Origin of the sequence: Roseateles cavernae, from assembly GCF_040187885.1 — a bacterium.
Lineage (GTDB): Bacteria > Pseudomonadota > Gammaproteobacteria > Burkholderiales > Burkholderiaceae_C > Roseateles_E > Roseateles_E cavernae.
The window spans coordinates 377,879-393,079 of record NZ_JBDPLH010000002.1 but is presented as its reverse complement, the minus strand read 5'-3'; the positions used below and the strand labels follow the sequence as shown (position 1 = coordinate 393,079).

The following is a 15,201-nucleotide window of genomic DNA, read 5'->3' as shown; positions in this document are numbered from 1 at the left end:
TTAGATCAGCTCCACACCGACGGCCGTTGCCTCGCCGCCGCCGATGCACAGCGCCGCGACGCCGCGCTTCAGACCGCGATGGCGCAGCGCGCCCAGCAGCGTGACGATGATGCGGGCACCGGAGGCGCCGATCGGGTGGCCCAGCGCGCAGGCGCCGCCGTTGACGTTGACGATCTCGTGCGGCAGCTTGAACTCGGCCATCGCGGCCATCGTGACGGCGGCAAAGGCCTCGTTGACCTCCCACAGATCGACGCTCTTGGCGTCCCAGCCGTTCTTGGCCAGCAGCTTCTGGATCGCGCCGACCGGCGCGGTGGTGAACCACTCGGGCGCATTGGCATGCACGGCCGTGCCGACGATGCGGGCCACCGGCTTGACGCCCAGGCGGCTGGCGGTGCTCTCGCGCATCAGCACCAGCGCGGCGGCGCCGTCGGAGATCGACGACGAGGTGGCGGCGGTGATGGTGCCGTCCTTCTTGAACGCGGGCTTGAGGCCGGCGATCTTGTCGAGCTTGGCCTTGAAGGGCTGCTCGTCGCGGTTGATCACGGTGTCGCCACCCCGGCCGGCCACCGTCACCGGGGCGATTTCCCAGGCGAAGCTGCCGTCCTCGTTGGCACGCTTGGCGCGCTCGGTCGAGGCAATGGCAAAAGCGTCCTGGGCCTCGCGGGTGAAGGCGTATTTGTCGACGCACTGCTCGGCAAACACACCCATGGCCTTGCCGCGCTGGTAGGCGTCTTCCAGGCCGTCCAGCGCCATATGGTCATACATCTGGGCGGCACCGTACTTGACGCCCTTGCGCGCGAACATCAGGTGCGGCGCGTTCGTCATCGATTCCATGCCGCCGGCGATCAGGATGTCGGCGCTCTCGGCCTTCAGCGTGTCGTGGGCGAACATCGTCGCGCGCATGCCGGCGCCGCACATCTTGGACAGCGTGACCGCGCCGACCGACTGCGGCAGGCCGGCCTTCAGCACCGCCTGGCGCGCCGGGGCCTGGCCCTGGCCGGCCATCAGGCAGTTGCCGATGAAGGCCTCGTTGATCGCGTCGCCGGGCACGCCGGCCCGCTCGACCGCCGCCTGGATCGCGACGGCGGCCAGTTCCCAGGCCTGCAGCGAGGCGAAATCACCCAGCAGGCCACCGATGGGCGTGCGGGCGGCGGAAACGATGACGATGGAATCGGACATGGTGGCTCTCCTTTACTGAACGGGAAGATCGTGATGCGCGTCGGCCATCAGCGCGGCGCCATCGACGGGGTGAAGCGGGGCGGACGAGGCGGCGCGGGCATAGAAGCGCTTGTGGGCCTCGTAGGGAAAGACGTCGTGCACATGGCCGGCCTGGATGCGGGCCTTGTGCTGCTGCCAGAACTCGGCGTCCAGCAGATCGGCATGGTGGCGCATGAAATGCTCGCGCACGCCGGGGTGGCCCAGCAGAAAGGGGCCGAAGGTCTCGGGGAAGACATCGCGCGGGCCGACGGAGTACCAGACCTCGCCGGACATCTCTTCCTCCTCATTGCGTGGCGCCGGCACGGAGCGGAAGTTGCAGTCGCTGAGGTACTCGATCTCGTCGTAGTCGTAGAACACGACCTTGCCGTGGCGGGTCACGCCGAAGTTCTTCCACAGCATGTCGCCGGGGAAGATATTGGCGGCCACCAGGTCCTTGATCGCATGGCCATACTCGATCACCGCATGCTCCAGCTGGGCCGGCGTGGCCTCCTGCAGATAGATATTCAGCGGCACCATGCGGCGCTCGATATAGACGTGGCGCAGCACCAGGTCCTCGCCGCTGCTTGCACTTCGCTCGATCAGGCTGGGGCAGAAGTGCTCGAGCTCCTTGAGCAGCTCATCGTCGAAGCGCTGGCGCGGGAAGGCAACGTTGGAGTATTCCAAGGTGTCGGCCATGCGTCCGACCCGGTCGTGGGTCTTCACCAGCAGGTATTTGTGCTGGATCAGCTCACGGCTCGTGTTCTCCTTTTGCGGCGGGAAGAAGTCCTTGATCAGCTTGAAGACAAAGGGGTAGCTGGGCAGATCGAACACCAGCATCACCATGCCCTTGATGCCGGGCGCGATGCGGAACTTGTCGCTGGAATGGCGCAGGTGGTAGAGGAAGTCGCGGTAGAACAGGTTCTTGCCGTGCTTTTGCAGGCCCAGCGCGCTGTAGATCTCTGCGCGCGGCTTTCTGGGCATCATCGAGCGCAGGAACTGCACATAGGCGCTGGGCACTTCCATGTCGACCATGAAGTAGGCGCGGGCAAAGCTGAACAGCATCAGCAGATCGTCTTCGCCGAACAGCGCCGCGTCGATATAGAGCAGGCCCGACCGCTCTTCCTTGTGCAGGATGGGCAGCGCGAACGGCGTCTCGGTGAAGCCGTTGATGATCTTGCCGACCAGGTAAGCGCCCTTGTTGCGATAGAACAGGGAGCTCAGCACCTGGATCTGGAAATTGGTGCGCCAGCGGAACTCGCCCAGCTCGCGCTGCATCGCGCGCAGGACCCAGTCGATGTCGCGGCCCAGGTCCTCGAACTCCAGATCGAGCTGGAAGTTGGTGACCACCCGGCACAGGGTCTCGTGCAGCGTCGGCTTGCTCGGGTAGTAGGCGCGGTAGGTCGGCTTGGCGGCCGGCTCCTCGTTCTCGATGTACTCGGTCGAGACGGCCGGCCGCACGAAGATGAAGTCGTTGTGGAAGTAGGCGTGGTGCAGGATGCGGGTGCAGACCGAGTTGAAGAAGGTCTCGGCCAGCTCCGGCTGGTGATGGTCGGTCAGCAGGCCGATGTAGTGCAGCTTGACCTGCTGCCAGACCTCCATCGGCAGCGCGCTGGCCTGGAAGCGCTCTTCCAGCAGCACCACCGCCTCGTCGACCCGCTTGTCATAGAACTCGATGCGCTCGCGCTGGGCACGTTGCTGGCCATGCCAGTCGGCGCGCTCGAAGCGCTGCTTGGCCGTGGCGCTGGTGGCGCGGAACAGCCGGTAGTGCCGGTTGAAGCCGCCCAACAAGGCCTGCGCGATCTCGAACGCGCGGGAGTCGGTCAGCTTCTGCGGGAACATCGGGCCGCCGCCTAGGCCTGGCTGTAGCGCTGCTTGACCGCAGCCAGCGCGCGCTTGTAGGCCGGGCCGACATCGTCGTGATGGGCGGCCGTGATCTGCAGGTCCTCCAGCAGGCCGTTGTGCAGGCCATAGACCCAGCCATGGACGACGATCTCCTGGCCGCGGGCCCAGGCATCCTGCACCACCGTGGTCTGGCAGGCATTGCGCGCCTGCGCCAGCACGTTCAGCTCGCACAGCGCGTCGACGCGGCGGGCCTCGGGCAGGCTGTCTATCCATTCCTGGTGATCGTTGCGCACGTCCTGCACATGGCGTATCCAGTTGGACACCAGGCCCACGCGCGCATCGATCAGCGCGGCCTTGACGCCACCGCAGTTGCTGTGGCCCACCACGATGATGTGCTTGACCTTCAGATGGTCCACCGCGAACTGCATCACCGACAGGCAGTTCAGGTCGGAGTGCACGACGACGTTGGCGACATTGCGATGCACGAAGAGCTCGCCGGGCAGCAGGTCGACCAGCTCATTGGCCGGCACCCGGCTGTCGGCGCAGCCTATCCACAGGTATTGCGGCGTCTGCTGCTTCAGCAGCCGCGAGAAAAAGCCCGGTTCGCGCTGTTCCGTCTCGGCGGCCCAGCGCTTGTTATTGCCCAGCAGGTCTTGCAGATCGTTGTTCATGCCGACATTGTCCACGCCTGCAGCTTCTCGAGGCTGACGGCCACGCCGCCACAGACTTCCACCAGGGGTCTCTTGAAACCGGCGAACAGCTCGGGGTGCACATCCACCGCCGCCAGCGCCGCACCGCAGGCCGGCTCCACCATCACCCGCATCTGCTCGGCCAGCCGCACCGCCCCGCCGCAGGCCTGGGCATCGCTGACCAGCAGGCTGTGCGTGGGATGCAGCTGGGCCAGGCGCAGCGCCTCGTCGGCGACGCGGCGCGCGCCCAGCGAGGTGGCGATCGAGGTGATGGCCGGCAGGGTCACGGCCTTGCCAGCCTTCAGGCTCTCGTGCAGGCTGGCTGCGCCCTCGGTTTCCACCGCGATCACCGGGATGTCGTTCAGGCCGTGGCGGCGCAGGCCCTGGACGATGCCGGCGAACAGGCCGCCACCGCCCACCGCCGTGACCACCGCGTCGAAATCCAGGCCCTGGTCCAGCACCTCGTCGATCAGGCTGGCATGGCCCTCCCACAGCAGCGGGTGGTCGAAGGGATGGACATAGGTGGCGCCACGCTCGGCCGCCAGCGCCTGGGCAAACTCATTGCTCGCATCCCAGACCGCGCCATGGCGCAGCACCGTGGCGCCGCGCGCCTCGATCAGGCTTTGCACCGCGGCACTGCTGGTCTCGGGCAGCACGATGGTGACGGTCAGCCCCAGGGCCTGGCCGGCATAGGCGGCCGCGAAGCCGGCATTGCCGCCCGAGGCGCAGACGATTTCCTTGGCACCGTCCTGCGCCGCCTTGCGCACCAGCCGCCCGACGCCGCGCAGCTTGAAGCTGCCGCTGGGCTGCAGCGCATCCATCTTCAGCCAGACCTCGGGGTGCGAGAACTGGCCGGGCGCGGCGCGCAGCAGCGGCGTATTCAGGTGCAAAGGCTTCATTTACATCGTCTCCGCGAACAGCTCGCGGCCAATCAGCATGCGGCGGATCTCGGAGGTGCCGGCACCGATCTCGTAGAGCTTGGCATCGCGCCACAGCCGGCCCAGCGGGTACTCGTTGATATAGCCATTGCCGCCGAAGATCTGCACGCCCTCGCCGGCCATCCAGGTGGCCTTCTCGGCGGTCCACAGGATCACCGAGGCGCAGTCCTTGCGGACCTGGCGCACATGCTCGGCGCCCAGGAGGTCGAGGTTCTTGGCCACGGTGTAGGCGAAGCTGCGGCCGGCCTGCAGCACGGTGTACATATCGGCGACCTTGCCCTGGATCAGCTGGAACTCGCCGATGCTCTGGCCGAACTGCTTACGGTCGTGGATATAGGGGATCACGTTGTCCATCACGCTCTGCATGATGCCCAGCGGGCCGCCGGTCAGCACCGCGCGCTCATAGTCCAGGCCCGACATCAGCACCTTGGCGCCGCCGTTGACCGCGCCCAGCACGTTTTCTGCAGGCACTTCCACGTTCTGGAACACCAGCTCGCCGGTGTGGCTGCCGCGCATGCCCAGCTTGTCGAGCTTTTGCGCGATCGAGAAACCGGGCATGCCCTTCTCGATCAGGAAGGCGGTGACGCCGCGCGCGCCCAGCTCGGGCTCGCTCTTGGCATAGACCACCAGGGTGTCGGCGTCGGGCCCGTTGGTGATCCACATCTTGTTGCCGTTGAGCAGGTAGTAGCCGCCCTTGTCCTCGGCCTTGAGCTTCATGCTCAGCACGTCCGAGCCGGCGCCCGGCTCGCTCATCGCCAGCGCGCCGACATGCTCGCCGCTGATCAGCTTGGGCAGGTATTTGGCCTTCTGCGCCGCGTTGCCGTTGCGCTTGATCTGGTTCACGCACAGATTGCTGTGCGCGCCATAGGACAGGCCCACCGAGGCGCTGGCGCGGCTGATCTCTTCCATCGCGATCATGTGGGCCAGATAGCCCATATTCGCGCCGCCGTACTCCTCACCGACGGTGATGCCCAGCACGCCCAGATCGCCCATCTTGCGCCACAGGTCCATCGGAAACTGGTCCGAATGGTCGATCTCGGCGGCACGCGGAGCGATCTCGGCTTGGGCGAAGTCGCGCACCGCGTCGCGCAGCGCGTCGATGTCTTCGCCGAGTTGGAAATTCAGGCCGGGCAGATTCGTCATGGAGGTCTCCTTGGTTTTTCAGTGCTTCGGACCATCAAGCCTGCTGATGGTACGGCCGGCCTTGCAGACCCGGCTTGGGTTACGTTTACGTAAACGTCAATTCTAGTGAGAATCGGCGCGGCTTGCCCTGTTGCAGCTTTACCTAGGTGCTTACCCTTGGCGCGCTGGATGCATCAGCGCGATGAAGCGCCGCGCGCCCAGGCCCAGCGGCCGGTCGCGGCGCCACACCACATCGACCCAGAGCCGCACCTCGTTGCTCATGTTCTCGAATTCGATCTGCAACAAGCTGCCGGCCGCCAGCAGCGGATCCACCATGCGCTGCGGCAAGAAGGCCCAGCCCAGGCCCGCCTGCACCAGGCTCAGCGTGGCCAGATGGCTGTCGGTGCGCCAGAGCCGGCGCGAGACCAGCACCCGCGGGTCGTCGGCCGCACCGGCGTCACGCCGGGCCACCGCGATCTGGCGCAGCTCGGCCCATTGGTCCTGGCGCAGGCGCTGGCCGGCCAGCGGATGCTGCGGCGCCATCACCGCGACCAGCCGCTCGCTGCCCAGCTCCTGGAAGCTCTCGCGCTCGTCGAAGCCGACCCGCTCGAACACCAGGGCCAGATCGATCTCGCCGGCGTGCAGCATGCGCAGCACCGCTGCCTGCGGCGCCGACAGCACGTCCACCTCCAGCGCCGGAAACTCCTCGGCCAGCCGGGCCAGGGCCTCGCTCCAGGCCGCCGACAGCAGCTCGGGCGCGATCGCCAGGGTCAGGCGCCGCTCCAGGCCCTGGTGCAGGGCCAGCGCATGGGCCTGCAGCTGCGCCAGCCGGGCGACCAGCTGGCGCGCCTGTGGCTCCAGCGCCCGGGCTTCTTCGGTGGGCCGCAGCTCGCGGGTGCTGCGCTCGAACAGGCGCAGGTCCAGCTCGGCCTCCATCTGGGCCACCGCCATGCTGACCGCCGACGGCACCCGGCCCAGCGCCCGCGCCGCCGCCGAAAACGAACCCTGGTCCAGCACGGCCAGAAAGAGCAGCAGGTTGTCGCTATGCAGAGCCATGGCCACAATTTGTCATGAAAACTGATAGCTGTCGACTTTATCTATCAAATCAGATTCCATACGATGCCGGCAATCCCCGCTTCAAAACAGGATTTTTCATGCAAGGCATCAAGCGCCGGCTGGTCTATGTGTCGCTCTACGAGCTGTTTGCGGTCGGCCTGACCAGCGCCGGCCTGGCCCTGCTGGCCGGCAGTGCGCTGGGCCATGCCGGTATCGCCGCCCTCGCCTCCTCGGCCATCGCGCTGGCCTGGAACCTGGCCTACACCCATCTGTTCGAGGCCTGGGAGGCCCGCCAGACCCGGCGTGGCCGCGGCCTGGCGCGGCGCATCGCCCATGCCCTGGGCTTCGAGGCCGGCCTGATCGTGATGCTGGTGCCGCTGTTCGCCTGGTGGCTGGAGATCTCGCTATGGCAGGCCCTGCTGCTGGACTTCGGCCTGATCGTCTTCTTCCTGATCTACACCTTCGTCTTCAACCTGGCCTTCGACCGCCTGTTCGGCCTGCCGGCCTCGGCCGCCTGATCAGAGGAAGCGCTCCAGCACCCGTCTGGAGGCCCGGTCCAGCGCGAAACGGTCCGGCACCAGGAACTGGATGCCGTGGCTGCTGGCGATCAGCAGCCGGCCCTCGTCGAGGCGGCGGATGTCCTCCTCGGTCTTCAGGATGAACTGGGTCTGACCACGCTCGGTCTGCACCGTCCACTGGCTGGGGGTCGAGAAGGTCGAAACCGCAATGATGGCCTGCACCGTCGGCATGAACTCGCGGCCGGCGAACTCGGCTTCCAGCAGTTCGCGCTCGGGCACCGGCAGCGCCGAAAGCCGGTCAATCCAGGCCAGTTCGTGGCCATCGGCGCCCAGCAGCGACACACCTTCATCGGGTGCCGAGATCGGGTGGGCACGCACCGGGTTGACGCCGACATGCTCGACGCCCTCGGCGTCGATCAGCACCAGGCGCCCGAAGGCATTGCGTAAGAGTTGGCGGTAGCGGCTCATGCTTGCACCGTATGGGCGTTGGGGTTGGGCAGCAAGGCCGGCTGCTCGTCGTCCGCATCGACGCGGCGCGCCTGGGCCTCGTAGAGACGCCAGTAATAGCCCTGTTTGGCCATCAGCTCCTCGTGCGGCCCGACCTCGACCACCTGGCCACGATCCATCACGACCAGCCGGTCGGCCTTGCGCAAGGTCGAGAGCCGGTGGGCGATGGCGATCGTCGTGCGGCCCTGCACCAGATTGTCCAGTGCCTTCTGGATCTCCTTCTCGGTCTCGGTATCGACCGAGGAGGTGGCTTCGTCAAGGATCAGCAGGCGCGGATTGATCAGCAGCGCGCGGGCGATCGAGATGCGCTGGCGCTCGCCACCCGACAGGCCCTGGCCGCGCTCGCCGACCAGCGAGTCATAGCCCTGGGCCAGGCGCAGGATGAACTCGTGCGCATGGGCGGCACGGGCGGCCGCGACGATCTCCTCGCGGCTCGCATCGGGCTTGCCGTAGGCGATGTTCTCGGCGATGGTGCCGAAGAACAGGAAGGGTTCCTGCAGCACCAGGCCGATATGGCGGCGGTAGTCGGCCACGCCGATGCGGCGCAGATCGGTGCCGTCGACCTTGATCGCCCCCTCGGTGACATCGTAGAAGCGGCAGATCAGGTTCACCAAGGTGCTCTTGCCCGAGCCGCTGTGGCCGACCAGGCCAATCATCTCGCCCGGCTGGATGTCCAGGCTCAGGCCGCGGATCACCGCGCGGTTGCCGTAGCGGAAGCCGATGTCCTCGATCTGGATGCCACCCTTGACCGCGCCCAGCGGCTGCGGGTTGGTGGGCTCGGGCACGTTGGACTGATGGTCGATGATGTCGAAGATGCGCTTGGCGCCGGCAGCGGCCTTCTGTGTCACCGAGACGATGCGGCTCATCGAGTCCATGCGGCCGTAGAAGCGGCCGATATAGGCGATGAAGGCGGTCAGCACGCCCACCGTGATGTCGCCACCGGCCACCAGATAGATGCCGAAGCCCCAGACCACCAGCAGGCCGATCTCGGTCAGCAGCGAGACGGTCGGGGTGAACAGGCTCCAGGTCTTGTTGAGCTTGTCATTGACGGCCAGATTATGGGCATTGGCCTGGTGGAAGCGCTGGGCCTCGCGCTTTTCCTGCGCGAAGGCCTTGACGACGCGGATGCCGGGAATGGTGTCGGCCAGCACGCTGGTGACCTCGCCCCAGACCCGGTCGATCTTCTCGAAGCCGGTGCGCAGCCGGTCGCGCACCAGATGGATCATCCAGGCAATGAAGGGTAGCGGCAGCAGGGTCGCCAGCGCCAGCCAGGGGTTGATCGAGAACAGGATGGTGGCCGTCATCACCAGCATCAGCACATCGGTGATGAAGTCCAGCGCATGCAGGGACAGGAAGACGCTGAGCCGGTCGGTCTCGCTGCCGATGCGGCTCATCAGGTCGCCGGTGCGCTTGTTGCCGAAATACTCCAGCGACAGGCTCAGCAGGTGGTCGAAGGTGGTGGTGCGCAGGTCGGCGGCGATGCGCTCGGACACCAGGGCCAGGATATAGGTCTTGGCCCAGCCCAGCAGCCAGGACACCAGGCCGGCGCCCAGCAGGCCGCTCAGATAGAGACCGACCACCCAGGGGTCGATGCGCTGGCCCTGCTGGAAGGGGATCAGCACCTTGTCCATCAGCGGCATGGTCAGGTAGGGGGCCACCAGGGTCGCGGCGGTCGAGCCCAGCATCAGCGCGAACCCGAGCAAGAGCTGACCCTGATAGGGCTTGGCGAAACGCCACAGCCGCAGCAGCACCCAGGTCGACGGGGGGGTGTGCAGCTCGCGCGCGCAGGTCGGGCATTCCTCACTCTCTGGCGGCAGCGGCGCCTTGCAGCTGGGGCAGAAGCTCAGCTCCTCGGCGTCCGGCCGGGCCGGCTCATCGCGGCGCTCGAAAGCCTCATGCCAGCGCTGCGCCTGCAGATTGATCTGCAGCGTGAAGCGCCACAGCGCCAGGCGCTGGCTGCCGTCCACCAGTTCCAGGCTGCCGACGCCGGCATGGTCGGAGATGCGCATCGCCAGATCCGGCCGCAGCGCCCATTCGCTCCAGGCTGCCGTGGCCGGATCCCAGGCCAGCAGGCGACGCTCGGTCAGGACCAGCAGGCCCCGGTTGAAGCGCCCGGCGGAGTCCAGGTCAACCTCCAGCACCGCCGCCGCGTTCTCAGCGTCTGAAAGACGCGCCTGCAAGGCGGCCCATTGGGGGTGCTCGGGGGCGTCGGCGGGATGATGATGCTGCATTGTGATGTTTTTCGAGAAGCGCTCTTGAGGCGGCCCGCGCGCTGTATTGAACCCCGAATTCTCGCCGAAAGACAACTGCCGGCATGAAACCCGGTGCTGGCTGCACGCCACACCGTCCGGCGCGCGCCGGGCGCACAATCTCGCATCGTCACACCCCAGCTATCGCTTTTGGCCGGCCTCGGCCCCGCCCTTATGAGTCCTAAATCCGATATCAAGCTCCTGCGCGTCAACTATCTGCGCGGCCCGAATATGTGGACCTATCGTCCGGTCCTGGAGGTCTGGCTGGACCTGGGCGAGCTGGAGGACTACCCCTCCAACCTGCTGCCCGGCTTCACCGAGCGGCTCACCGAGCGGCTGCCGGCCCTGATCGAACACCACTGCGGCGTCGGCGAGCGCGGCGGCTTTCTGCAGCGCCTGACCGAGGGCACCTGGATGGGCCATGTGCTGGAGCACATCGTCATCGAGCTGCTGAACCTGTCCGGCATGCCCACCGGCTTCGGCCAGACCCGCAGCACCTCCAAGACCGGGGTCTACCGCATGGTGTTCCGGGCCCGCGACGAGCAGGTCGCCCGCGCCGCGCTGGCCGAGGGTCATGCCTTGCTGATGGCCACCATCAATGAGCAGCCCTTCGAGGTGCCGGCCGCCGTGGCCCGGGTGCGCGACAAGCTGGACGACTGCTATCTGGGCCCGTCGACCGCCGCCATCGTCGCCGCCGCCACCGACCGCCGCATCCCGCACATCCGCCTCAACGAGGGCAATCTGGTGCAGCTGGGCCATGGCGCGCGCCAGCGCCGCATCTGGACCGCCGAGACCGACATGACCAGCGCGATCGCCGAAGGCATCGCCGGCGACAAGGACCTGACCAAGACCCTGCTGAAGGCGGTCGGCGTGCCGGTGCCCGAGGGCGCCACCGTCAAGAGCGCCGAGGCCGCCTGGGAAGCGGCCCAGGACATCGGCTTCCCGGTCGTCGTCAAGCCCTCGGACGGCAACCATGGCCGCGGCGTGACCCTGGACCTGCGCGAGCGCGCCGACATCGAAGCGGCCTTCCACGTCGCCGACAAGGAAGGCTCGGAGGTGCTGGTCGAGCCCTATATCCGGGGCATGGAGCACCGCCTGCTGGTGGTCGGCGGCCAGGTGGTCGCGGCCGCGCGCGGCGAGGAGGCCTGGATCAGCGGCGACGGCCAGCACACGGTGGTCGAGCTGATCGATCTGCAGATCAATACCGACCCGCGCCGCGGCCTGACCGAGGACTTCCCGCTCAACCGCATAGACATCAGCGACGACCCGGTCGTGCTGCTGGACCTGCAGCGCCAGGGCGTTTCGCCGGAGGCGGTGCCGGCGGCCGGCCAGCGGGTGCTGATACAGCGCAACGGCAATGTCGCGATCGACTGCACGGCCGAGGTCCACCCCGAGGTGGCCCATGCCGTCTCGCTGGCGGCCCGCACCATCGGCCTGGACATCGCCGGCGTCGACCTGGTGACCGAGGACATCGCCAAGCCGCTGGCCGAGACCGGCGGTGCCATCGTCGAGGTCAATGCCGGCCCGGGCCTGCTGATGCATCTGAAGCCGGCCTCGGGCAGCCCGCAGCCGGTCGGCCAGGCCATCATCGACCATCTGTTCGCGGCCGAAGAGAACGGCCGCATCCCCATCATCGGCGTGGCCGGCTCGCGCGGCGGCGCCCAGATCGCCCGGCTGGTGGCCTGGCTGCTGCACCTGAACGGGCGCTCGGTCGGCCTGGCCTGCGGCCAGGGCCTGTTCCTCGGCAACCGCCGCGTCGAGAAGTCCGACTCGGCGCATTGGAGCGCCGCCCACCGCCTGCTGATGAACCGCGGCGTCGACGCGGTGGTGATCGAGAACAATGCCGCCGCCATCCTGCGCGACGGCCTGGCCTATGACCGCTGCCAGGTCGGCCTGGTCACCGATATGGGTGGCCTCGGCAGCCTCGACGACTTCGATGTGCGCGACGAGGACCAGCTCTTCAAGGTGCTGCGCACCCAGGTCGATGTGGTGCTGTCCGACGGCGTCGCGGTGCTCAATGCCGACGAGCCCAGGCTGCTCGACATGGCCCGCCTCAGCGACGGCGATGTGCTGTTCTATGCGCTCGACGCCACCACGCTGGCCGAACAGCGCGCCGCCGGCAGCCGCACCGTGTTCCTGCGCGACGGCGCCGCGATGCTGGCCCAAGGCCTGTCGGAAACCGCCGGCGCCAATGTCGAGGCCTTGCTGGCGCGCTTTGCGGCCGCCGGCCAGCCGCTGGACGCGACCACCGCGCTGGCGGCCGTCGCCACCGCATGGGCGCTGAACATCTCGCCCGAACTGATCTCGGCCGGCCTGGACACTTTCGTGCCCGAGTCGGTCTAACAGCACTCCAGAAGCAAGAAGCCCCCTATGGAAGTCTCTCGCATCCGCGCCCTGCGCGGCCCGAATATGTGGAGCCGTCACACGGCCATCGAAGCCGTGGTCAGCTGCGGCGACGCCGAACGGCAGATCGCTGACCAGGCCGGCTTCGAGGCGCGCCTGCGCGCCCTGTTCCCCGGTATCGGCGCGCTGCGCTCGCGCGGCGCGCCCGAGCTGCCGCTGCCGCTGGCCCAGCTGCTGGAGCAGGCGGCGCTGGCGCTGCAGGCCCAGGCCGGCTGCCCGGTGACCTTCAGCCACACCCATGCCACCGGCGAGCCCGGCACCTACCAGGTGGTGGTCGAGTACAGCGAGGAGGATGTCGGCCGCCTGGCCTTTGACGCCGCCGTCCGGCTGCTGCAGGCCGCGCTGGCCAACACCGGCTTTGACATCGACGCGACGCTGGCCCAGCTGCGCGAGCTCGACGAGGACGTGCGCCTGGGCCCGTCGACCGGCTCCATCGTCGATGCGGCGGTGGTCCGTGGCATTCCCTACCGCCGCCTGACCCAGGGCAGCCTGGTGCAGTTCGGCTGGGGCGCCAAGCAGCGCCGCATCTGGGCCGCCGAGGTCGACGCGACCAGTGCCGTCTCCGAATCGATCGCGCAGGACAAGGACCTCAGCAAGCGCCTGCTGCAGTCGGCCGGCGTGCCGGTGCCGATCGGCCGCCCGGTCGACAGCGTCGACGACGCCTGGGCCGCCGCGCTGGAGGTCGGGCTGCCGGTGGTGGTCAAGCCCCAGGACGGCAACCAGGGCAAGGGCGTCACCGTCAATGTGGCCAGCCGCGAGCATATGGAAATCGCCTACAAGGCCGCCGACGAGATCGGCCAGGTGATGGTCGAGAAATTCCTGCCCGGCAGCGACTACCGCCTGCTGGTGATCGGCGACAAGCTGATCGCCGCCGCGCGCCGCGACCCGCCGCATGTGATCGGCGACGGGGTGCTGACCGTCAAGCAGCTGGTCGACAAGGTCAATGCCGACCCCAAGCGCGGCGACGGCCATGCCACCTCGCTGACCAAGATCCGCTTCGACGACATCGCCGTCGCACGCCTGGCCCTGCAAGACCTGACCCCCGAGTCGGTGCCCGACAAGGGCCGCCGCGTGATCCTGCGCAACAACGCCAATCTGTCGACCGGCGGCACCGCCACCGATGTCACCGATGACGTGCATCCCGAGGTGGCGGCGCGCGCGGTGGCGGCGGCCCAGGTGGTCGGCCTGCATGTCTGCGGCGTCGATGTGGTGGCCGAGAGCGTGCTGCAGCCGCTGGAGGAGCAGAGCGGCGGCGTCGTCGAGGTCAATGCCGCGCCGGGCCTGCGCATGCATCTGAGCCCCAGCTACGGCAAGGGCCGCCCGGTCGGCGAGGCCATCATCGCCCACCTCTACGGCCATGGCCACAAGAGCGAGGACGGCCGCATCCCGGTGGTCGCCGTCACCGGCACCAATGGCAAGACCACGGTGACGCGGCTGATCGCCCATCTGTTCGCGACCTGCGGGCTGAAGGTCGGCATGACCAATACCGACGGCGTCTATGTCGACGGCCGCCAGATCGACAGCGGCGACTGCTCGGGCCCGAAGAGCGCCCGCAATGTGCTGATGCATCCGGACGTCGAGGCGGCGGTGTTCGAGACCGCGCGCGGCGGCGTGCTGCGCGAGGGCCTGGGCTTCGACCGCTGCCAGGTGGCGGTGGTCACCAATCTCGGCGAGGGCGACCACCTGGGCATGAACTTCCTCAACACCGTCGAGGAACTGGCCCTGGTCAAGCGCGTGATCGTGCAGAACGTCGCGCCCGGCGGCTATGCGGTGCTGAACGCGGCCGACCCGGTGGTGGCCGCGATGGCCCCGGTCTGCCCGGGCCAGATCATCTTCTTCGCGGCCGACCGCCATCACCCGCTGATGGCCACGCACCGTGCCCAGGGCAAGCGCTGCGTCTATCTGGACGGCGACCAGCTGGTCGCGGCCCAGGGCTCCTGGCGCGAGACCCTGCCGCTGCGCGACATCCCCTTCACCCGCGGCGGCACCATCCCCTTCCAGGTCGAGAACGCGATGGCGGCCGTGGCGGCGGGCTGGGGCGTCGGCCTGGACTGGGACACGATACGGCGCGGCGTCGCCAGCTTCAGCAACGATGCCGACAATGTGCCGGGGCGCTTCAATGTGATGGACTATCGCGGCGCCACCGTGGTGGCCGACTACGGCCACAACGCCGACGCGATGCGCGCGCTGGTGGCGGCCGTCGACGCGCTGCCGGCCAAGACCCGCTCGGTCGTGATCAGCGGCGCCGGCGACCGTCGCGACGAGGACATCCGCGCTCAGACCCAGATCCTCGGCCAGGCCTTCGACGAGGTGCTGCTGTTCCAGGACGCCTGCCAGCGCGGCCGCGAGGACGGCGAGGTGCTGACGCTGCTGCGCCAGGGCCTGGAGGGCGCGACCCGCACCCGCCATGTGCAGGAGATCCGCGGCGAGTTCGTCGCGATCGACACCGCGCTGGCGCGCTTGCAGCCGGGCGACCTGTGCCTGGTGCTGGTCGATCAGGTCGAGGAGGCGCTGGCCCATCTGAGCCAGCGCATCAGCGCCGGCTGAACGAGCCCCCCTTTGGAGGACGCCAGAGGCGGCACAAATGCGCAGTTTGGCCGGCCGGGGCCGCTTGGCCCCGGCCTAAGATGTAAGCATCTTCGCGACCTGTCGCTTGCCCAGCGCAAGCGCCCCTGCCCTT

At 68.1% G+C, this 15,201-nt stretch carries 11 protein-coding genes; 3 read left to right on the top strand and 8 right to left on the bottom strand.

Annotated elements, in window-relative coordinates; translation table 11 throughout:
- From ABGI63_RS08675 to ABGI63_RS08650, 6 genes are all read right to left on the bottom strand, one after another.
- Positions 1–1,179 (bottom strand): acetyl-CoA C-acyltransferase, encoded by a 1,179-nt coding sequence (locus tag ABGI63_RS08675; RefSeq protein ID WP_349742055.1) that lies wholly within the window; start codon positions 1,177–1,179, stop codon positions 1–3.
- 12 nt (positions 1,180–1,191) lie between these two features.
- A complete protein-coding gene (aceK, locus tag ABGI63_RS08670) occupies positions 1,192–3,036 on the bottom strand; it encodes a bifunctional isocitrate dehydrogenase kinase/phosphatase (RefSeq protein WP_349742054.1) in 1,845 nt (614 codons plus the stop codon).
- A gap of 11 nt (positions 3,037–3,047) precedes the next feature.
- Positions 3,048–3,710, bottom strand: coding sequence for a carbonate dehydratase (gene can / locus ABGI63_RS08665; protein WP_137941170.1), 663 nt, complete (start codon positions 3,708–3,710; stop codon positions 3,048–3,050).
- On the bottom strand, positions 3,707–4,627 hold the full coding sequence (locus ABGI63_RS08660) for a pyridoxal-phosphate dependent enzyme (RefSeq protein ID WP_349742053.1): 921 nt from the start codon (positions 4,625–4,627) through the stop codon (positions 3,707–3,709). The genes can and ABGI63_RS08660 overlap by 4 nt, the downstream gene beginning before the upstream one ends.
- The gene (locus ABGI63_RS08655) at positions 4,628–5,809 is read right to left on the bottom strand and encodes an isovaleryl-CoA dehydrogenase (RefSeq protein ID WP_137941172.1); all 1,182 of its coding nucleotides are present in this window, start codon (positions 5,807–5,809) and stop codon (positions 4,628–4,630) included.
- Positions 5,810–5,959: 150 nt separating this feature from the next.
- A complete protein-coding gene (locus tag ABGI63_RS08650; protein ID WP_137941173.1) occupies positions 5,960–6,844 on the bottom strand; it encodes a LysR family transcriptional regulator in 885 nt (294 codons plus the stop codon).
- Between the two features lie 98 nt (positions 6,845–6,942).
- Between ABGI63_RS08650 and ABGI63_RS08645 the strand changes: the two genes are divergently transcribed.
- Positions 6,943–7,362 carry a PACE efflux transporter gene (locus tag ABGI63_RS08645; protein ID WP_349742052.1) on the top strand — a complete coding sequence of 140 codons (420 nt, stop codon included), beginning with the start codon at positions 6,943–6,945 and terminating at the stop codon, positions 7,360–7,362.
- Here the strand turns inward: ABGI63_RS08645 and ABGI63_RS08640 are convergent, their stop codons facing one another.
- On the bottom strand, positions 7,363–7,830 hold the full coding sequence (locus tag ABGI63_RS08640) for a cyanophycin metabolism-associated DUF1854 family protein (RefSeq protein ID WP_349742051.1): 468 nt from the start codon (positions 7,828–7,830) through the stop codon (positions 7,363–7,365).
- The gene (locus ABGI63_RS08635) at positions 7,827–10,100 is read right to left on the bottom strand and encodes a cyanophycin metabolism-associated ABC transporter (protein ID WP_349742050.1); all 2,274 of its coding nucleotides are present in this window, start codon (positions 10,098–10,100) and stop codon (positions 7,827–7,829) included. The genes ABGI63_RS08640 and ABGI63_RS08635 overlap by 4 nt, the downstream gene beginning before the upstream one ends.
- Before the next feature lie 192 nt (positions 10,101–10,292).
- Here ABGI63_RS08635 and ABGI63_RS08630 point away from each other — a divergent pair, with 192 nt between their 5' ends.
- Both ABGI63_RS08630 and cphA read left to right on the top strand, forming a co-directional pair.
- Positions 10,293–12,461, top strand: a complete 2,169-nt coding sequence (locus ABGI63_RS08630; RefSeq protein ID WP_349742049.1) for a cyanophycin synthetase — start codon at positions 10,293–10,295, stop codon at positions 12,459–12,461.
- A gap of 27 nt (positions 12,462–12,488) precedes the next feature.
- The gene (cphA, locus tag ABGI63_RS08625) at positions 12,489–15,068 is read left to right on the top strand and encodes a cyanophycin synthetase (RefSeq protein ID WP_349742048.1); all 2,580 of its coding nucleotides are present in this window, start codon (positions 12,489–12,491) and stop codon (positions 15,066–15,068) included.
- Positions 15,069–15,201 lie beyond the last annotated feature (133 nt).